14 protein-coding genes are annotated in these 20,153 nt (G+C 42.4%); 4 read left to right on the top strand and 10 right to left on the bottom strand.

Annotated elements, in window-relative coordinates:
* Window positions 1-102 precede the first annotated feature (102 nt).
* Window positions 103-1,038 (top strand): LysR family transcriptional regulator, encoded by a 936-nt coding sequence (locus ACTNC0_RS10175; protein ID WP_291808972.1) that lies wholly within the window; start codon window positions 103-105, stop codon window positions 1,036-1,038.
* Window positions 1,039-1,045: 7 nt separating this feature from the next.
* Here ACTNC0_RS10175 and ACTNC0_RS10170 read toward each other — a convergent pair whose 3' ends face one another.
* The 4 genes from ACTNC0_RS10170 to ACTNC0_RS10155 all read right to left on the bottom strand — a co-directional run bounded on the left by ACTNC0_RS10170 (window position 1,046) and on the right by ACTNC0_RS10155 (window position 6,085).
* Complete coding sequence (locus ACTNC0_RS10170) at window positions 1,046-2,260, bottom strand: NAD(P)-dependent oxidoreductase (protein ID WP_291808970.1); 1,215 nt, start codon at window positions 2,258-2,260, stop codon at window positions 1,046-1,048.
* Window positions 2,261-2,351: 91 nt separating this feature from the next.
* Window positions 2,352-4,271, bottom strand: coding sequence for a sigma 54-interacting transcriptional regulator (locus ACTNC0_RS10165; protein WP_291808968.1), 1,920 nt, complete (start codon window positions 4,269-4,271; stop codon window positions 2,352-2,354).
* Between the two features lie 182 nt (window positions 4,272-4,453).
* Window positions 4,454-5,341, bottom strand: coding sequence for a 2-hydroxy-3-oxopropionate reductase (garR, locus tag ACTNC0_RS10160; protein WP_441087267.1), 888 nt, complete (start codon window positions 5,339-5,341; stop codon window positions 4,454-4,456).
* Window positions 5,342-5,692: 351 nt separating this feature from the next.
* Window positions 5,693-6,085: a VOC family protein gene (locus ACTNC0_RS10155; protein WP_441087266.1), complete on the bottom strand. Its 393-nt coding sequence runs from the start codon at window positions 6,083-6,085 to the stop codon at window positions 5,693-5,695.
* A gap of 197 nt (window positions 6,086-6,282) precedes the next feature.
* Between ACTNC0_RS10155 and ACTNC0_RS10150 the strand changes: the two genes are divergently transcribed.
* Complete coding sequence (locus ACTNC0_RS10150; RefSeq protein WP_291808424.1) at window positions 6,283-6,516, top strand: DUF2798 domain-containing protein; 234 nt, start codon at window positions 6,283-6,285, stop codon at window positions 6,514-6,516.
* A gap of 44 nt (window positions 6,517-6,560) precedes the next feature.
* Here ACTNC0_RS10150 and ACTNC0_RS10145 read toward each other — a convergent pair whose 3' ends face one another.
* From ACTNC0_RS10145 to ACTNC0_RS10135, 3 genes are all read right to left on the bottom strand, one after another.
* Window positions 6,561-8,192: an AAA family ATPase gene (locus ACTNC0_RS10145; RefSeq protein WP_300335441.1), complete on the bottom strand. Its 1,632-nt coding sequence runs from the start codon at window positions 8,190-8,192 to the stop codon at window positions 6,561-6,563.
* A 353-nt stretch (window positions 8,193-8,545) separates the two neighbouring features.
* Window positions 8,546-8,989, bottom strand: a complete 444-nt coding sequence (locus tag ACTNC0_RS10140) for a hypothetical protein (RefSeq protein ID WP_216458480.1) — start codon at window positions 8,987-8,989, stop codon at window positions 8,546-8,548.
* Window positions 8,973-9,440, bottom strand: coding sequence for a DUF3990 domain-containing protein (locus ACTNC0_RS10135; RefSeq protein ID WP_291808414.1), 468 nt, complete (start codon window positions 9,438-9,440; stop codon window positions 8,973-8,975). Before ACTNC0_RS10135 ends, ACTNC0_RS10140 begins: the two co-directional genes overlap by 17 nt.
* Window positions 9,441-10,665: 1,225 nt before the next feature.
* Here ACTNC0_RS10135 and ACTNC0_RS10130 point away from each other — a divergent pair.
* Window positions 10,666-11,220 carry a TRAP transporter small permease gene (locus ACTNC0_RS10130; protein WP_441087265.1) on the top strand — a complete coding sequence of 185 codons (555 nt, stop codon included), beginning with the start codon at window positions 10,666-10,668 and terminating at the stop codon, window positions 11,218-11,220.
* Window positions 11,221-14,553: a TRAP transporter large permease subunit gene (locus tag ACTNC0_RS10125; RefSeq protein ID WP_441087264.1), complete on the top strand. Its 3,333-nt coding sequence runs from the start codon at window positions 11,221-11,223 to the stop codon at window positions 14,551-14,553.
* Window positions 14,554-15,197: 644 nt separating this feature from the next.
* Here the strand turns inward: ACTNC0_RS10125 and ACTNC0_RS10120 are convergent.
* From ACTNC0_RS10120 to ACTNC0_RS10110, 3 genes are all read right to left on the bottom strand, one after another.
* Window positions 15,198-16,205, bottom strand: coding sequence for a GTP-binding protein (locus tag ACTNC0_RS10120; RefSeq protein ID WP_441087263.1), 1,008 nt, complete (start codon window positions 16,203-16,205; stop codon window positions 15,198-15,200).
* Window positions 16,206-16,539: 334 nt separating this feature from the next.
* Window positions 16,540-18,423 carry an ABC transporter ATP-binding protein gene (locus ACTNC0_RS10115; RefSeq protein ID WP_441087262.1) on the bottom strand — a complete coding sequence of 628 codons (1,884 nt, stop codon included), beginning with the start codon at window positions 18,421-18,423 and terminating at the stop codon, window positions 16,540-16,542.
* Window positions 18,416-20,149, bottom strand: coding sequence for an ABC transporter ATP-binding protein (locus tag ACTNC0_RS10110; protein ID WP_441087261.1), 1,734 nt, complete (start codon window positions 20,147-20,149; stop codon window positions 18,416-18,418). Before ACTNC0_RS10110 ends, ACTNC0_RS10115 begins: the two co-directional genes overlap by 8 nt.
* Between the last annotated feature and the right edge of the window lie 4 nt (window positions 20,150-20,153).

Below are 20,153 nucleotides of genomic sequence, written 5' to 3'. Positions count from 1 at the left end.
AAGAAATCTCTTGGATTTTTTGAAATGTAGGAATAAAATAAAAACAGCAAAATTATAACAATTCAGATGGACATTGCCATATACCATAAAATGGAGGTACCCATGGATTTAAGACAAATACAATATATCGTTGCCATTGCAGAAGAAAACAATATCACACGTGCTGCCGAAAAGCTCTATATTACACAGTCTGCCCTGAATCAGCAGCTTCTTAAACTGGAAAAAGAACTGGGAGTTTCCCTCTTTCATCGTTCACGTACAGACTGGCATCCAACCGAGGCCGGTGAAATTTACCTGCAGGCTGCCAGAGAAATTCTTCTTATCAAAAAAGACACCTATCATAAAATTCACGATCTCGCGAAAATCCAGCAGGGGGAACTCTCCGTTGGCTTCACCCCGGGACGTGGTATTTCTATGTTTTCTCATGTCTATCCGAAATTTCACCATATGCATGCCAACATTCAGGTTACTCCAAGAGAACTGAGTGTCCAGAAACAACAGGAATTACTCATATCTGGTGATCTGGATCTGGGATTTGTTACACTTATTCCCTCACAGCAGAAGCCCTCTTTAAATTATATCCCACTGTCCTCAGAGGAAATTCTTGCAGCAGTTCCTGCACGTTATCCTATGCCTCCTGAAAGCAGATGTTCTGACAATACAGACCGTATTTCAGGCAGATCATTTCCTTCAGTAAATCTCTATGCTCTTCGAGAAGAACCATTTGTACTGACCTACAAAGAATCTACCCTCCGTGAGATTACTGACCACATATTTGAAACCGCCGGCTTCAAACCTCATGTACTCTTTGAAACCTCCAGCAATTCTACTATTGCAACTATGGTCAGTGCCGAAATGTGCTGTGGTCTGATTCCATCATTTTATGCTCGTGGACATGAAGGCAAACTACGTTTTTTCTCCCTTCCCGACCAGCCTTCCTGGGATATTATGGCATGTTATCATAAAAAACGCTATTTAAGCAAAGCAGCCAGAGACTTTATATCTCTGGCTGATGAATTCTGGGAAAATATTGTTTGATATTTTATTAATTTTCCATATATGCGATCATTGCAGCAGCGGCTTTTTTTGCATTTTCCACAGCATGTACCACTGTTTTGGAACCATGCACCACATCCCCTGCTGCAAATACCCCTTCACGGGTGGTCATTTCGTTCTCGTCCACGATCAAAAGTCCCTTATCAGAACCTTCCAGACCTACTGTTGTGCGAATCAGACGGTTTCTTGGTCCCTGACTGATGGCAATGATCGTAGAATCCGCTTCAACCTGATCTTCTCCCTCCTCATATCCTGTCACCTTGTTATTCTCATCAATAATGGAAGTCTTAAATACCGGTCCCTTTTCTGTAATTCTCTCAATTGCCTTTCCAAATACAAACTGCGCACCATCCAGTTCTGCATAAGCCATCTCATGAGAATTGGCTGCCACATGGGTTCCTCTGGCATAAAGTGTTACTTGCAAGGCGCCATTTCGAAGCGCTGTTCTTGCCACGTCCATGGCGGCATTTCCCATACCGATCACAGCAACCTTTTCTCCCAGATTATATGCTGCCGGATTCTCCAGATAATCAATTCCAAAATGTACATTTGCAAGACATTCACCGGGAATTCCCAGATTTCTTGCCTTCCACACACCGGTTCCTACAAATACAGATGCATAACCATCCCGAAAAAGATCATCGATTGTCAATACCGTTCCGATAGCTGTGTGTGGACGGATACGAATGCCCATATTCAGGATTTTCTTTTCCATACGGTCAAGAATTGACTTTGGCAAACGAAATTCTGGTATCCCATAACGAGTGATGCCGCCAATTTTATCCTGCTGTTCAAAGATTGTAACCTTATAGCCATGCTGCGCAAGGATGATGGCAACAGTAAGTCCTGCAGGTCCGGCACCGATTACAGCCACAGCCTTTCCTTTCGGTTCTGCTTTCACCGGCTTCATACGATCCAGATAAGTATCTGAAATGTAATTCTCAATACTGGAGAAATGCACCGGATTTCCTTTTTTCCCAAGGACACAATGTCCTGCGCACTGCTGTTCATGGTCACAGACAATGGAACAGATCACAGACATCGGATTATTTTTAAACAGTTCTTGCCCTGCCTCCATCACCTGATGTTCTTTAAACATTTGTATAATATGAGGAATCGGGGTATGCACCGGACATCCTTCCATGCATTTGGGTTTTTTGCAGTTGAGACATCGGTTTGCTTCATCTATAATATGAATTGACATTTTCTCATATCCTTTCTCTTGCGCACTTGATAAATTTTTGCGATCATCCCGGCAAATTGTCTTGAGACCTTACTTTTCAAATCACAATGTTTCAGAATAAGTCATATTTATTAATCACGCCATATTTCTTCATTTTCCGCCAAAGTGTGGTGGTACTGATTCCCAGTTCCTTTGCCACCTCAGTGCGGTTTCCATGATGTTTCTCCAGAAGTTCTGTCAGACGGACTGCTTCCGGATTCTGATAAATTATCTCTGTTCCGTCTGCTGTTTTTTGCTTTGGCTGCGGATATAATTCATTCAGCAGAAATCTGACAAAATCTCCTGTAATTGTTTTCTTTGGTGTGGTCAGCATCATACGCTCACAGAAAGCCTCCAGTTGTATCTCATTTCCAGGCCATTCATATGACATCAGTGCTTCCATCGCCTCATCGGAAATACGTGGAAATCTGGCATATCTTCTGGTAAACTTTGCACGTCTTTCCTCGACGATCATGCGGATATCTTCTTTTCTCCTGCAAAGAGGCGGCATTTCCACTGTAAGCCCGTTTAAAAGATAATATAAATCCTCGCGAAAACTTCCATTTTTCACACACTGCCAGAGGTCCTCCGTAGTAGTGACAATAATACGATTGTCCAGTGTCTGGCTGCGCTCCAGATCATTGCGGATCAGAGAATCATAGCGAATGGCACGATACAGACGATACTGACAGGAGGCAGACAATTTATCAACTTCAGAAATCAGGACTGTTCCCAAATCCCCAATTGCCAGTGCACCTTTGCGGATCCCCTCATCCTCTGCCAGCGGATTTCCAAAGATACAGTCAATCTGCATCTGCTCTGTCATTCCGCTGCAGTTAACTGTCACAAATGGACCTGTTTTATAAGGACTGTTATTATGAATACACTGTGCCAACTTTTCTTTTCCTGTTCCGGCTGCACCGGTGATCAATACCGGTTTGCGGGAAAGAGCGTACATTTTGGCCAGTTCAACACAGTACTCCATTTCTTTTCCGGTAATCTTGATATCTGAAAAATGTGTATGAGCCACATATCCCTTCAGATAATGAGTTCTGAGTTCCTCTGTATTCGTACTCAGCCTTGCCGCCGTATTTCTGTATACAGAAATAAAAGCTCCCCGGATTTGGTTTTCATATTGTATAGGTGCTGCCGTCACCATCATCGGCATTCCGGAAACATACACTGATGTCATAAAAGCATCTCTTTTACCTTCCAGCACTTCATCTATATAATGCTGTTCAAGTTCTGGCAATACCTTTTCCAGCGGCATCCCCTGAAGCTTCTGTCCTTTCTTACGGAAAAGCTCTTCTCCGGCTTTATTTACAATTCGTATCTGCTTTTGTTCATCAATTTCGAGTATCCCGTTATAGGAATTGTCAAGAACCGTTTCAAACTGAACCGTGTGATTTTTTTCTGCTTCTGCTGTCTGAAGCATTTTTACCGCCACAGCCAGAGCTGAACGAATGGACTCTTCTGTAGAATCTATGAACTGTCCCGGAAATCTCCTCTGTAAAGCCAGTGCATTCACGGTATCCCCACCGATCAGCACATCAGCACCTTCCTTAATGGCAAGTTCTACTTTTTCGGCTGCCTGCTCAATTGCTGTAATATTATAAAATTTCATCTGCACATCAAACAATTGATCCATGTAAGTCATGTCACTGAACATACCTTTGAAACCGATCAATGCAATCTTCGGGTGTTGGATATCCGGTACTTTTTTCTTTGCACTGGTAATCATCAGACCAATTTCCTGGCCGGTCAGTGTCAGTTCCACAACAGGGATATTGGTGTATTGTCTGATAAATGAAGCCTGAACTCCCCGCGCCAGTATGATCTCAGCTCCAAGCTCCACTGCCTGACGCGCTTCATAAACAGAGTCTGAGGTTTTAATCACTTTGAGAATATCAACATCCAGGTGCTCTTCCTCTATTACTCTTTTTGCCTGTTCAAGCATATACTCTTTTGAAAGTAAAATTGCTATTTTTGACATAAAAACCCTCCTTACTCTTCCGACTTCATTGTAACTCAAGAGCCCCGGCAGGTCTATACCTGTCGAGGCTCCTGAATTAATTCATAGTAAGTATCCTGTCACGGTTCAATGCTTATCCGTAACTGTTCAGTACCTTCACAGTTGCAGCATTTTGCTGTCCACTCTGTTCTCTGCAACAGACATCAGTCTCTTGTAACAGTTACATTGGAGATTTTTTCATAAAATTTCACAATACTGGAATGGTCTTCTTTTTCATATCCGTCAGCTTTAAGTGCCTGCATGATCTCCATCAGCTCGCCTGTCAGAGGAAGTGGAGCACTTACTGCGTGTCCTGCATTCAGAGCATTGTTCAAATCTTTGATATGAAGTTCAATACGGAACCCTGGTTTGAAGTTTCTATCCATCATCATCGGTGCTTTTGCATCAAGAACAGTAGAACCTGCAAGTCCGCCGCGGATTGCCTGATATACAAGTTCAGGATCTGTGCCGGCTTTCTTTGCCAGAGTCAGTGCCTCGGAAACTGCTGCGATATTTACAGCAACGATAATCTGATTTGCAAGCTTTGCAACATTTCCTGATCCAATTGGTCCTACATATACAACAGAACCTGCCATAGCCATCATCAGATCATAATATTTATCAAAGGATTCTTTCTTACCACCAACCATTACGGAAATTGTTCCATCAATTGCTTTTGGTTCTCCACCGGAAACAGGAGCATCCAGCATATCAATACCTTTCTTTGCCAGCTCAGCAGAGATTGCCTTGCTTTCGGTAGGATCAATAGAGCTCATGTCAATAAGAATGCTTCCTTCTTTACCGCCCTCAATAATTCCTCCTTCACCAAGAGCAACTTCTCTTACCTGTGGGGAATTTGGCAGCATTGTGATGATCACATCTGCTTCTTCTGCAACTTCACGTCCGCCGGTTACAGCTTTTGCACCAAGTGCTTCCATTTCTTTTAGTGTCTCTTTGTTATGAGTTGTTACAACCATTTCATAGCCTGCTTTGATCAGGTTTTTGCACATTGGTTTTCCCATAATTCCAAGTCCGATAAATCCTACTTTCATTTTGATTCCTCCTGATATTTATTTGTTTTGCGGCAATTGTTCAGTTACCACTGCCTTGCGGGATACTAAACAGTTACCCTTTACCTTATAATTGTCTCTGAGTTTTCTGAAACAATTGTGTTTACTTTGTTATCTTTTACGGTTTTTATTGTAGCGTTTTTCTATCTTAATTTCTATTGGCAAATGGAATCAAAAAATATATATTTTTTTATTACATTAGAAAAATGTTGCATATCGTGAAATGTTCATTTCATGATGTGCAACATTTTTCATAATTCTTTATTTAAAGTGTCCTTACTGTCCCAAGTTAAAACTTATTGATCGCTTCCTTTTTACTATACATCACAGTTCTTACAGATACTGACTAAATTCCACTTTCTCCTTATTCGGTCCCTCAATCGTAAAGAATTTCACACCGTTCTCCCAGAATGGCAGAAAATGAATGGTATCCTGTGTAGAATTTAATCCTGCTTCATTGATATAATGGAAAATCTCTTCAATATCTCTTACATCAAGCGCAACATGATCAATCGCTCCATGCTCCATTTTCGCTGCATGGTTCTCATAAGTCTCCACTACCAGAGTTCCAAGCTTCAGGAAAACGACCTTCTCATTCGCTTCCTCATTTACAGTCTCAAATGCTGTTTCAAACCCTAATTTGTGATAAAATTCTACTGTTTTGTCAATGTCATTTGTCGGAATTCCAATGTGCTGTACCCCTGTTGAATAGTTCTTTAAATCCATAGTTGCCCCTTTCTGCTAATCCTTGTGGCTTTTTATCGCTCATTATATCAGACTATTTTTTAACCTGACTTATCAGTCACTTAATATCTTATTTTTTTACAATATACGCAGAAAATTATCCGGTTGTCAAGAGTAACCGTCGATTCTTTTCACTAACATAGTCACTATCTACTCTGTGCATAATAACACTTTTCACAATGGTACCACTGATGAGCCTGCTCGGAACCATCGAATCCTCAGGGATCACTTCAAACCTGATCTTCATCTGGCTCCAGACCATCTGCCTGAACTTCATCATGGCCTACCCACTGCAGATCCTGGTTGTCGGACCATTCTGCCGCTTCGTATTTCGCCACCTGTTTGCATCTGCAAATCAGGGAAATGAAACTAAAGTAGAACGTGAAATGGAACAGCAGGGATTTGCGGAATAACTCTGCAAAAAAGAGAGGGCGATTTCTCGCCCTCTGACTTTTGATTAAATTCTATTTCTAAGAATTTCTATTTTACATTTATGCACCTTAGTTTCTTTGTTATAACTAATTCCAACGCCTAAAATTTCTCCAGTATATTTAGGTTCTTCTCCTAATTTACCGAGGAACCGTAGAATATATTCTTTATCTTTAATCTGCTGAATAGCTTCTTCCGGTGTATGATTCACTTTTAATTCCAGAATAATACATGTATCTGTTTTATCTACCGGATAAAAAATAAAATCAACATATCCTTTCCCTGATTTATCTTCCCTCTCCACACGATACCTGTCCCTTGCTGCCAGATATGCAAGATTTACAATTGCCGATAATTCAATTTCATTATTATAAGAAAGTATTGGTGTTTCCGTATTATGAACATAAGACAATATTGTCTCCATTGTTTCCGTGTCCCCATAAAGTGTGGCCTCAAGCATACGCTCAGATTCTTTCGCCAATCTATATACATATCCTAATGAAGCTTCCTTCTGGATCATCTCATCAAATTTATCCATCAATTCTTTATTAGGGATATATACCTTTCCGTTATAATAACTCAAAAAACCATAAACTACCATTGCAGACAAAATTTCATCTCTGGTCGTCAGATTCATAGAAGTAGCTGCATATTCCTGAATCTTTGCCTTCACACCCTCTCCTGTTATCATAACAGCAAGATCGTTGCGCACATCAGCAATATTATGTCTCACATAATAAAATATTTCATCATAAGGGCCAGAACTTGTCCAATAGCTACTTAAATTATTATTCTCTAAAGCCATTACAACTGACCTGGGATTATACATTCTCTCTCCATCTTTTGTAAAATACCCATCATACCATTCGCGCAAGCCTTCACGTGATATATTTATAACTTCGTTTCTCTCTTCTCTGATCTTGCTGTATCTGTTATAAAGCATATCAACTTCTGCATCAGAAAAACCAAAAGCATTTCCAAATCTAAATTCTGAAGCCATCGTATACTCTACAAACATATTCAATTCAGAACCACTGGAATACTTTGCAATCGGCAATATTCCCGTCATATATGCCAGCGCAACATACGGCTTATCCTTCAGCAGTCCCTTCAAAAACAGCAGATATGATTGCTTATCGTTCTCTGTAATAAACGGCATATGAAACACCGAATCCCATTCATCAAAAACAAACACAAAACGTTCATTTCTTTCTGCAAAAATCCTCTGCAGATCTTCTCTTACCGAACTTCCCCTTCGAAATGTAATTTCAGGATATTTCTGCTTTAAATCTATCTTCAGAGTCTCTTTTATGGCATCAATATATTCCTTATAACTGGTGCATTCATCATCAACTACACTAAAATCTATATAAATCGTATTATACTGATTCAAATGATTTTTATAATCAGGGAATTCTGCAATCTTCAAGAAATCAAATACATCATCGGCATCTACATCTTTTCCGAAAAAAGCACCGATCATATTTGCCATTACTGTTTTACCAAATCTCCGGGGACGCGTTACACATACATGACGATTTCCAACTTCCACCAATGGAATCAATTCCTTCAGCATCTGCGACTTATCTACAAAGTATGGACTATTCACTTCACTTTTGTACAACGTATATGGTGACATACTATTTAAATAAATTCCCATATGACCAGTCTCCTTTCCCAACAATATCCTTTTATATTCTTCCCTTATATGTAACTACAATTGTAAGCCTTTTCCACTATATAATCAACCGCAGGATTCTCCCTGTCCATCTTTGCATCTTTCGAAACCTACGACCAACAGAAAATCCTCCTCGAAAGCGAAGGCGTAACTGTCATCCACACAGACAAAGGCTGGAAAACCGACCTCAGAAAATACCAATGGAAAACCACCCTTGATGATGCTTTGTATTTCGAAAGTATATTTAAACAAAATAACATATAAACAAAGCAAATAAGTTCTCTGCCTATTGTTCTTTACAATTAAAACAGAAAACTTACTTGGTCATACTATCATTATTCCAGTATCTCTCCAGCTTTATAACATTCTGCAATATAATCACGCGACTGATAATAAAAATCTGTATTATAGTCTGATATACTTTTATCTATCCAAGAATGATACACTTCCCATACCCCTTCCATAATCTCCTGATCCTTATAACAATCTTCAATCACCCGTTCGTAAACTTCACCGATTGTCCAATAATCTGGAATACGATACCTACAGTCTCCAACATTATCAAACTCCCCCTCTGGAATCTGACATTCTTCTATAAATTCCGATGCAACCTTCTCGATTGGTTCACAATGAAAAACATCCGCATAGTCATAAATCCTCTCCAATGTTTCTCTCCCCATCAAATCCAGAACCATGCAACGTTTCTGTTTCCGAATACGCCCGATATATTCGATTAAACTACAAGTATAAAATAAATTACTATTATTTTTTGTTCCCATAAACTTCCTCACTTCCCATAAATGTTAATGTATCTAATGCAGAAATCGTATGAAAACTAATCTGATGTGTCGGATGATTAAATTTGGCAAGCTCCCAAAATGCAGCCCTTGTTATTTTCCCATCCACAAAAGCCTGTACATAATTAAAAATTGTATCATCAGTCATAGGTCCCTCTACAATATCATACGTATGCGCTTTCCCCGTTCTGCACGCCACAATAAAATCAAGCCATTCATCCGTCATTTTCTCAAATTTCAAATACTTCAATGCCGGATTCGGAATATAATCATAACTGTTCACATATCCCTTTTTCCCATATCTGGTCGCCCACCGCTCCGCCTGTTCCTTATAAACAGTACAATAAAAACCAAAATAAAAATCTTTATTAAAAACCGCTCTTCTCACCTCAGGAAACCTGACAATTTCTCTACTTCCATGAAATAAAATCATCTAATTATACTCTCCCCTTTCTAATATTATATTTCACAATCACTATATGTACTTATGTCATAAGTATATATCATCTCATATCTAAAAACAATTTTATATATCCATAAGATATTCGAAAATTAATCTCTAAAATAAATTTTCCCCTTATAAAATAATCTCACACTACGCACCCACCCCAAGAAGAAATCGGCTTCGCCCAATTTCTTCCAACAAACTCATTTTTCCACCACAGCCAATAGCCAGCGCGAAGCAGCATCTCTCTGCAGGTGAATTTGGAGGGGGCTTAGTAACTCTTAGACGGGGGAAATCCGCGTTATGAAGAAAAATAGCAACCTGTCTGAGCGGAGTCTGCAACGGAGCGAGTTTTGCATTTTTCTTCATGCTTTTAGCGGATTTTCCCCCACCTTAGAGTTACTTAGCCCCCGGAACTGAACCTGCAGAGAGATGTTGCTTCGCGCGTCCCCCTATTGCAAGTGTACGCCCCACACCAACAAACTTCCCCCAAATACTTACAAAAACCTCTTGACTTTCAAAACAAACAGCGTTAAAATTGCTTTAGCTTTTTAAACAGCTAAACCTATAACGCATAAATTCAACGAAGGGAACCAGTAAAAACAGTCCCCCTGTCCCCAGAGAACTGCAGTCCGGTGAAATGCAGCGACAGACCTGTTTCGAATATCATCCCCGAGAAGGAAAGCCGAACCCTTGAATACCATCATTACAGATATAACCGTATTCACAGTAAGCTTCCCCGGCCGCCCCCCGTTACAGGAGCCGCGTATATCGGTACGTTGCAGAATCGTACTTGTTTCAAAGATGAAACAGGGTGGTTACGGAATATTATATGTCCGTCCCTGCGTGGGGCGGACTTTTTTTATGTTATAGGAAATTACTCCATAATATTCCTATAACATAAAAAAGCCCTCTGGGCAGGATCGCACTGCGATGGAGAGGAATTATGTCGCTGAAGCGACCCATCGCAGGCGGAGAATCCTGCAAGCAGGATTCTTTCTTGTGTCAAAAATGCCCTTACACACGAGACATACTTTCTTTACCAGGCTGTCGATCTGAAACCGAAACACTACTTCTGTTTTTCGCAGACAACAGAATTCACCACAGATGAAAAATGTAACTAATTACATATTATAACCATTACACTCCATCTGCCTTGAATCTGCTCCAAATTCCGAAAAACAGCAGCAAATTTTTGAGAGGAGTAGAGAGCATGAAAATCTACAGAAAAATCATGAACGCACTGGCTGCAGTAGAAAAGATCGTCCTTGTGATCTCCACACTGCTGATCCTGGTGCTGACTGTGGGAAACGTATTTTCCCGTAAAGTCATCCACCGTTCCTGGTCCTTCACAGAAGAACTTGTAGTAGCGGTATTCGTACTCATCACCCTGCTGGCAGCCGCACTTGCCTGCCGCGAAGGAGAACTGGTCAGCCTGACACTGGTCACAGACCGCCTTCCAAAGAAACTGAAGAAACCGTCCGTAATCCTGATCACAGTCCTGAGCATCATCTTCAGCGTCATCCTTTTCAAATACGGAATGGACAAGGTTATCACCCAGCTTCAGAACGGAAAAAGAACCTTCGTATTAAACTGGCCTGAATGGATCTTCTGGTCCTTCGTCCCTATCGGTGCAGGATGCATGATCCTTCACTTCATCGAATTCTGTCTGGACTTCTGCTGCAAAACCGACAGCGCAGAAAGTACCGACAACAGCACAAAAAGTAACATAAACACAATCACAACAGACAAAAAGGAGGGCAAATAAATGATCAGTGCAATCTTATTTATCTCCTTCTTCATTTTCCTGATTCTCGGTGTGCCGATCGGAATCTGCCTCGGACTTTCCTCCGTGTGCGCGATTCTCTACTCCGGTACATCCCTGACGATCGTAGCAACAAACATGTACTCAGGAATCAGTAAATTCCTGCTCCTGGCAATCCCATTCTTCGTACTGTCAGGTAACATCATGGCAAAAGCCGGTATCTCCAAACGACTGATCAAATTCGTTGATACCTGCGTAGGGCACAAAAAAGGTGGTATTGCCATCGTATGTGTTATCGTAGCCTGCTTCTTCGGCGCAATCTCCGGTTCCGGTCCTGCAACTGTTGCAGCCCTTGGTGCCGTACTGATTCCGGCCATGGTAGAACAGGGCGGTTTCTCCGCACCATTCTCCACTGCACTGATGGCTACCTCAAGTTCCATTGCCATTGTCATCCCGCCAAGTATTGCCTTCGTTGTATACGCATCCATCACAGGCACATCCATCGCAGATATGTTTATGGCAGGTATCGTACCAGGTCTTCTTATGGGCGTGGCACTGGTAATCGTAGTAATGCTGGAAGCAAAGAAACACAACATCAAACCATCCAGAGAAAAGGCCTCAGGCAAAGAACGCTGGGACACTTTCAAAGATGCTTTCTGGGGATTCCTGATGCCGATCATCATTCTGGGCGGTATCTATGGCGGTATCTTCACACCAACAGAAGCAGCAGCCGTATCTGTTGTATACGGACTCTTCGTAGGTATGGTCATCTACCGGGAGGTTTCCATCCGCGATATGTTTGACATCCTGGTAGACTCAGCCAAGACAACCGGCGGTATCATGCTCATCGTAGCAAGTGCCTCCCTGTTCTCCTTTGTATGTACCAAATTCGGTATTGCAGATGCAGCCTCCAATTTACTTGGAAGCATCGCACATAACCAGTTTACCTTCCTGCTGATCGTAAACATCATCTTCCTGATCGCAGGATGCTTCATCGATGCAAACTCCGCTATGTACATCTTCATCCCGATCATGCTTCCTGTATGTAAGGCTCTTGGATACGATATAGTAGCATTCGGTGTTATGGCAACTGTAAACCTTGCAATCGGACAGGTAACTCCTCCTGTAGGCGTAAACCTCTTCGTAGCAATCAGCATCAAGATCAAAAAAGGTCTGGAAGTTACTCTGCAGGAGATCTCAAGGGCAGTTGTGCCAATGATCGCAGCCTGCGTTGCAGTTCTTCTGATCGTTACCTACATCCCGATCACCTCCACTTTCCTTCCGAAAGCTCTTGCAAAAGAAGGCTCCTACACAGGTGATCAGTCCTCCGCTTCCTCTGATACAGCTTCCAAGGACGCAGGAGACGGCAATAACTCCTTTGACACAATCGCAGATTACAGTGACCTCGACTGGCCGGAAATGACATGGAACTTCGCATGCTCCACTACTGAGACAAGTACCTGGGCTGACGGTGGACGTAAGTTCGGTGAACTGATGGAAAAAGCCACAGGCGGCAAAGTAAAGGTCAACATTTACGCTGCTGACCAGCTGACAAACGGTAACCAGTCCGAAGGTATCCAGGCTCTGATGAATGGTGACCCGGTTCAGATCTCCATGCACTCCAACCTGATCTACTCTGCATTTGACCCACGTTTCAACGTTGTTTCTCTTCCATTCGTCTATGATTCTTACGACGATGCGGATGCGAAATTCGACGGCGAAGCTGGTGAGAAGCTGAAGGAAATCCTCAGTGAGTACGGACTCCACTGCATGGGTATTGCAGAGAACGGTTTCCGCGAAATCACAAACAGCAAACATGAAATTAAATCTGTAGACGATATGAAGAACCTGAAGGTTCGTGTAGCAGGCTCCAACCTTCTGATGGAATGCTACAAGAGATGGGGCGCTGATGCCACCAACATGAACTGGTCAGAAACCTACACAGCACTTCAGCAGAACACTGTTGAAGGTCAGGAGAATCCACTTCCTGCTATCGACGCTGCAAGTGTTCAGGAGGTTCAGCCTTACTGCTCTATGTGGGATGCAATTTATGACTGTCTGTTCTTCTGTATCAACGAAGACATCTACAACAGTCTCACACCACAACAGCAGGAAGTTGTTGACGAAGCAGGACAGAAAGCAGTTGAATATGAGCGTTACATCAACCGTTCCGGAGATGACGAGATCAAAGAACGCTGGGCAAGCCAGAACGGTGTAACAATCACAGAAAAAGATGACATGGACATCGACTCCTTCAAAGAAGCAGTTGACGGTATCGATGACTGGTTTGTAAACGAATTGAAGAGCCAGGGCTATGACGATGCCCAGAATCTGGTTGATCTTTTCACAAAGGATTCCTTCAACACAGTGGAAGATCACAGTGATCTGGACTGGCCGGAAATGACATGGAACTTCGCATGCTCCACTACTGAGACAAGTACCTGGGCTGACGGTGGACGTAAGTTCGGTGAACTGATGGAAAAAGCCACAGGCGGCAAAGTAAAGGTCAACATTTACGCTGCTGACCAGCTGACAAACGGTAACCAGTCCGAAGGTATCCAGGCTCTGATGAATGGTGACCCGGTTCAGATCTCCATGCACTCCAACCTGATCTACTCTGCATTTGACCCACGTTTCAACGTTGTTTCTCTTCCATTCGTCTATGATTCTTACGACGATGCGGATGCGAAATTCGACGGTGAAGCTGGTGAGAAGCTGAAGGAAATCCTGGGTGAATACGGACTCCACTGCATGGGTATTGCAGAGAACGGTTTCCGTGAATTGACCAACAGCAAACGAGAGATTAAATCTGTAGATGATATGAAGAATCTGAAGGTCCGTGTAGCAGGTTCCAACCTTCTGATGGAATGCTACAAGAGATGGGGTGCTGATGCCACCAGCATGAACTGGTCTGAGACTTACACAGCACTTCAGCAGAACACTGTTGAAGGTGAGGAAAATCCACTTCCTGCTATTGATGCTGCAAGTGTTCAGGAAGTTCAGCCTTACTGCTCTATGTGGGATGCAATTTATGACTGTCTGTTCTTCTGCATCAACCAGGATATCTACGACGGCCTCACACCTGAACAGCAGGCAGTTGTTGACGAATGCGGCCAGAAGGCAGTTGAGTATGAACGTTACATCAACCGTTCCAGCGACAATGAGATCAAAGAACGCTGGGAATCCAAAAACGGCGTAACCTTCACAGAGAAAGCAGATATGGATATCGATTCCTTTAAAGAAGCTGTTGACGGCGTAGACGAATGGTTTGTAAATGAGCTTAAGAGCCAGGGCTACGAAGATGGCCAGGATCTGGTTGATCTGTTTACCAAATAATCCTTACGGTTACAAAACTCCATAAAAATAAACGAACAAGGTATGAAGCTTTATCAGATTACGATGAACTTCATACCCTGTTTTGTTTTTAACCGAATCAAGTAAGTCCCCTGCTTCAATTGCGAGAAGCAATAAGCAGTGGGTGGGACTTGCTTGTATCAGGAGGGGTACAAGCCCCTCCTGATAAACTGCGGAGCAGTTATTCGGTTATGAGCAAGTAGCGAAAGCGGATTGCGAATATCCGATTGACTAATATAGAACGTAAAGTACTTGATATCTTCTATTTTTCACGTTATACTGAACAAGTATAATTGAACAGACCCGGATGCGAAGTTTCGACCCCTGCCCTCCAGTTTCACGAAAGGAGGGTGATGCCCGATGAACATAATGGAAGTCCTTACTTTACTGTTGGTAATCTTTACGGCATTGACTTACATAGATCAACATAAAAAGAAATAAGCATCCCACCGCCCAAAGTTGGATGCTTAAATTCTTTTCACATTAAATTTACCGAGGGCAACCGGAACACGCTTCCGGTCATCTTCTAAGTAGATTATACAATGGGCACTTGAATTTTTCAAGTGCCCTTTTTTATAAAATAAAGCGGACATTTGCAATCCGTTACTGTTCACTCCGTTCAAATCTCAGATTTTCAGGTAAGACTTGATTTTCTCCTCCTGCAGCACTTCCCCGATCACGATCAGAACCTCCTGCCCCACATGAAGCGGACGGATTGTAATTTCATTCTTCGTAGCATTTAATTCAATCCACTGCTGTCCATCGCTTTCTGTACGGACAGCTAGTCCAGAACTGTCTTCGCTGTCACTGTCTACTCTCATAAATCCCTTCATCCGAAACACACGCCCACATTCAGGATCAGACAGAATCTTCTCAGCTGCTTCCCGCAGTTCCTTCTCAGTCATCTTCACATTCATAAAGTACAGAGAAGTAAAGGCATCCTCTGCCTCGAACTCCGGTTTCCTGTAACTTGCCATTACATATCCACAGGATGCGATTCTGTCAAAGTCCTCTTTCGACATTTCCTCCCAGTTTTTGTGGATAATATTAACTGTATCCACATCATCCATTTCACAGCAAAATCTCCTGCTGCAGTGAACCTTCTCAAGTGCCTGATTCACATGAGCAATTGTGCCCTGGATTTCCTCAGGTGATGCATCCTGGCTTTTGCTCATCACAATGCATCCCGCATCTGCCACCTCAGAAGCCAGAATAAAATCCGCCTCATCCGACAAATCATTCTCCAGCCTGGAATCCACGATTGCAATCACATTTCCAATCTGATACCAGCGGTTCAAGGGCTCTTCATGAAGAATATCAAAGAACTCATCCACATCAAAAATCCCTGACGGCTCCACGATCACCCGGTCATATCCACACATTCCCATAGCAATCAGTTTCGTCTTAAATCTCCTCCTGTGGCAGTCTTTGTCACATCCACCGGAAATCATCTCCAGCTCACAATTATCTCCCATCAGATCCTGAAGCAGCATCATATCTACATTCACTGCCCCGTAATCATTCTCAAGTATTCCAATATTATTTCCTTCATTCATCAGATACTTTGCGTACTTCCTGATAAACGTCGTCTTCCCCGACCCCAGAAAACCTGTAATCAAATCTACCTTAACCATTATTTATTTTCCATTCCTTTCGCAAACTTATATTGCATAATAATTGATAATTTCTTATCTGAATTTTTATTTTTCATGAACTATCTCTATAATTTTTTTATTATACCTGAAAGCTCAAGTAATAACAATGGACTAACAGAACAATAGATTAACTTAAGTTACTGTTCACTGGTAATATCCCGCGAGGTGTTTTCTGTTGCCAAGCGTGTTGCTGTGAACGGAATGAACAGTAACTAACTTAAATATATTTTAAGGGCGCAGCAGACCTTATCTGTCTGCCACACCCTTATACGCATACCTTTTAATCCATATAACTCTATATAAAAATAATCCTTTAAGATAACTCCAGCTTACCAGTATAAAGCTGATAATAAGTTCCTCTTAACTTAATGAGGTCTTCATGGTCGCCTCTTTCGATGATCTTACCATGATCCAGTACGATGATGGCATCGCTGTTTCTGATGGTTGAGAGTCGATGGGCGATTACAAATACGGTACGGCCTTTCATCAGGTTATCCATACCTTTCTGTACGATACTTTCTGTACGGGTATCGATACTTGAAGTTGCTTCATCCAGGATCAGCACCGGCGGGTTGGCTACGGCTGCTCTGGCGATAGAGAGAAGTTGGCGCTGTCCCTGGGAAAGTTCCTCGCCGTCACCGCTTAACATAGTGTCATATCCATTCGGAAGCATCTTGATGAACTGGTCTGCATGAGCCAGTCTTGCTGCCTCGTATACTTCCGCATCTGTCGCATCCAGTTTACCATAGCGGATATTTTCCATAATAGTTCCAGTGAACAGATGAGTATCCTGAAGTACAATTCCCAGAGAACGTCTGAGGTCGTCTTTCTTAATCTTCGTGATGTTGATTCCGTCGTAACGGATCTTACCTTCCTGAATATCGTAGAAACGGTTAATCAGGTTTGTGATGGTTGTCTTACCGGCACCGGTAGAACCTACGAAAGCAAGTTTCTGTCCTGGTTTTGCAAAGAGGCTGATGTCTTTCAGAATTACTTTATCTGGGTTATAACCGAAGGTAACATCTTCGAAACGTACATCTCCTGTCAGCTCTGTGTAGCTTACAGAACCGTCTGCGGAATGCGGATGTTTCCATGCCCACATACCTGTTCTTTCTTTGCATTCTATGATGTTTCCATTGGCATCTTTCTTCGCATTTACAAGTTCTACATAGCCTTCATCCTCTTCCGGTTTCTCATCAATGAGCTTGAAGATTCGTTCTGCACCAGCCAGAGCCATAACGATTGCGTTAAACTGCTGTGCCACCTGCATAAACGGCTGTGTGAAGCTCTTTGTAAACTGCAGATAGGAAGCTATGACCCCAAGAGTGATGCCGCCGACTCCTGTTACAGAGAGAAGTCCGCCAAGTACAGCTGTTAAAACAAACTGCAGGTTACCAATGTTACCAATTACAGGTCCCATCATGTTACCGTATTTATTTGCATTTGCAGAACTTTCGAAAAGTGCTTCGTTGAGTTTGTCAAATTCTTCTTTGGACTGCTCTTCGTGGTTAAAAACTTTTACAACTCTCTGTCCGTTCATTCTCTCTTCCACGAAACCAGTCACGTCTGCCAGAGATACCTGCTGGCGAATGAAGTATTTACCACTGTTAGAACCGATTTTATTCGTGACTTTCAACATGACGAAAATGATTACAACTGCCAGGATTGTAAGCAGCGGGCTTAACACCAGCATGGAAATAAATGTAACAATGATTGTAAACAATGCCATCAATGCCTGCGGAATCGCCTGGCTGATCATCTGTCTCAGTGTGTCGGTATCGTTGGTATAAAGACTCATGATGGATCCGTTTGTGTTCTGATCGAAGTAGCGGATCGGGAGAGTCTGCATATGTTCAAACATATCGTCACGGACACGTTTCAGCACGCCCTGACCGATATAAACCATTGTTCTGGTATAGATAAATGTAGCAATTACACCAAGAAGGAAAATACAGCCAAGAACGGAAAGCGCCTTATACAGTTCTGCAAAGTTCGGATCTGTCTGTCCGATCAGCGGAATGATAAAATCATCCAGCAGGAATTTCAATGACAGAGAAACAGAAATGCTGGCTGCTGAACTGATAAAGATACAGATAAACACAAGGATAAACTGTGCTTTATAAGTTGCTGTCATATATTTCAGAAGTCTTTTGGCAGTTTTGATGGTGTTCTGATCCAATTTTTTTTTCTTATTCATCGTCTCCGCCTCCTTTGACCTGTGATTCATATACTTCTCTGTAAATATCGTTTGTCTTAAGCAGTTCTTCTGATGTTCCCACACCTACGATCTTACCGTCATCCAGTACGATGATCTGGTCTGCATCCTCAATAGAAGAAACTCGCTGTGCAATAATGATCTTTGTTGTGTTCGGGATTTCCTCGCGAAAAGCCTTACGGATCAGGGCATCTGTTCTGGTATCTACCGCACTGGTAGAATCATCCAGAATCAGAATCTTCGGTTTCTTAAGAAGTGCTCTGGCAATACACAGACGCTGCTTCTGTCCACCGGATACGTTATTACCGCCCTGAACGATCATAGTGTTATAGCCATCTGGAAATTCACTGACGAATCCGTCTGCCTGAGCAAGCTTACAAACTCGCTGAACTTCTTCATCACTGGCATGTTCATCGCCCCAGCGGATGTTTTCATAAATGCTTCCGGAGAAAAGCACGTTTTTCTGCAGTACCATAGAAACCTGGTCACGAAGAACCTCCAGACTGTAGTTACGGACATCTACGCCACCAACCTGTACATTTCCCTTCGTGACATCATAGAGTCTCGGAATCAGCTGTACCAGAGTAGATTTGGCACTACCGGTTCCACCGATAACACCGACGGTCTGACCTGATTTAATATGAAGGTTTACATCCTTCAGGGAAAGGTTTCCGCCTTCTCCTGCATAGCTGAAATCTACATGATTGAAATCAATAGAACCATCTGCCACTGTTTTTACTGCATCAGCCTTATCCTGCATTTCCGGAACTTCATCCAGAACTTCAATGATACGGTCTGTAGACGCCTGTGCAATCATGATCATAACAAATACGAAAGTTACCATGTTCAGGGACATCAGAATCTGAAGTGCGTAAACGATAACACTTGTCAGTTCACCTGTCTCCATGCCGCCGAGAACGATTCCTCTTCCACCGATGGCAACAATGATAATAATTACGGTATACATCATAAACTGCATAACCGGAGCATTCCATGCAACAATCTTCTCTGCTTTAGTAAAGAGGTTGTAAACGTATTTGGAAATTCCATGGAATTTCTCAATCTCATGGTCTTCTCTTACGAATGCCTTAACTACGCGGGATGCATTTACATTTTCCTGTACAGAATTGTTCAGGATATCGTACTCATCAAATACTTTGATAAAATGCGGATGTGCTTTCTTTGCAATGAAGATCAATGTACCGCCCAGAAGCGGAACTACGACCAGGAAAAGTAAAGCAACTTCCTTGTTAATGGTCAGTGTCATGATCCATGACAGAATGATCATAAACGGTGCTCTGGCAAGGAGACGGATGCTCATCATATACGCCTGCTGCACGTTCGTGATATCTGTAGTCAGTCGTGTGACCAGACCTGAGGTTGAAAAGTGGTCGATATTTTTGAAGGAAAAATCCTGCACCTTGTAAAAAATATCATGTCGTAAATTCTTTGCATATCCTGCTGCCGCAACTGCCGCCATGTTTCCGGCCTGTACACCGAAGAACAGAGAAAGCATTGCCATGACAACAAGGATGACTCCTCGCTGGATGATATAGCTTATATCGCCGTTTGCGATACCTACGTCGATGATCTTCGCCATTTCCAGCGGAATCAGAACTTCCATCAGTACTTCCAGGACTACAAGGATCGGAGCCAGTACAGACTGCTTCTTGTATTCCCGGACGGAACTTAAAAGTTTCTTATTCATCTTT

The organism is Blautia sp. HCP3S3_B11 (genome assembly GCF_052064435.1).
Classification (GTDB): domain Bacteria; phylum Bacillota; class Clostridia; order Lachnospirales; family Lachnospiraceae; genus Blautia_A.
Note: the sequence above shows the minus strand (reverse complement) of the source record. Positions and strands in the feature narration are given on the sequence as shown.

Excerpts from the sequence above, each read along its gene's own strand:
- ACTNC0_RS10175 (WP_291808972.1), top strand. The coding sequence starts at position 103 with ATGGATTTAAGACAAATACAATATATCGTTGCCATTGCAGAAGAAAAC.
- ACTNC0_RS10170 (WP_291808970.1), bottom strand. The coding sequence starts at position 2,260 with ATGTCAATTCATATTATAGATGAAGCAAACCGATGTCTCAACTGCAAA.
- ACTNC0_RS10165 (WP_291808968.1), bottom strand. The coding sequence starts at position 4,271 with ATGTCAAAAATAGCAATTTTACTTTCAAAAGAGTATATGCTTGAACAG.
- garR (WP_441087267.1), bottom strand. The coding sequence starts at position 5,341 with ATGAAAGTAGGATTTATCGGACTTGGAATTATGGGAAAACCAATGTGC.
- ACTNC0_RS10155 (WP_441087266.1), bottom strand. The coding sequence starts at position 6,085 with ATGGATTTAAAGAACTATTCAACAGGGGTACAGCACATTGGAATTCCG.
- ACTNC0_RS10150 (WP_291808424.1), top strand. The coding sequence starts at position 6,283 with ATGGTACCACTGATGAGCCTGCTCGGAACCATCGAATCCTCAGGGATC.
- ACTNC0_RS10145 (WP_300335441.1), bottom strand. The coding sequence starts at position 8,192 with ATGGGAATTTATTTAAATAGTATGTCACCATATACGTTGTACAAAAGT.
- ACTNC0_RS10140 (WP_216458480.1), bottom strand. The coding sequence starts at position 8,989 with ATGGGAACAAAAAATAATAGTAATTTATTTTATACTTGTAGTTTAATC.
- ACTNC0_RS10135 (WP_291808414.1), bottom strand. The coding sequence starts at position 9,440 with ATGATTTTATTTCATGGAAGTAGAGAAATTGTCAGGTTTCCTGAGGTG.
- ACTNC0_RS10130 (WP_441087265.1), top strand. The coding sequence starts at position 10,666 with ATGAAAATCTACAGAAAAATCATGAACGCACTGGCTGCAGTAGAAAAG.
- ACTNC0_RS10125 (WP_441087264.1), top strand. The coding sequence starts at position 11,221 with ATGATCAGTGCAATCTTATTTATCTCCTTCTTCATTTTCCTGATTCTC.
- ACTNC0_RS10120 (WP_441087263.1), bottom strand. The coding sequence starts at position 16,205 with ATGGTTAAGGTAGATTTGATTACAGGTTTTCTGGGGTCGGGGAAGACG.
- ACTNC0_RS10115 (WP_441087262.1), bottom strand. The coding sequence starts at position 18,423 with ATGAATAAGAAAAAAAAATTGGATCAGAACACCATCAAAACTGCCAAA.
- ACTNC0_RS10110 (WP_441087261.1), bottom strand. The coding sequence starts at position 20,149 with ATGAATAAGAAACTTTTAAGTTCCGTCCGGGAATACAAGAAGCAGTCT.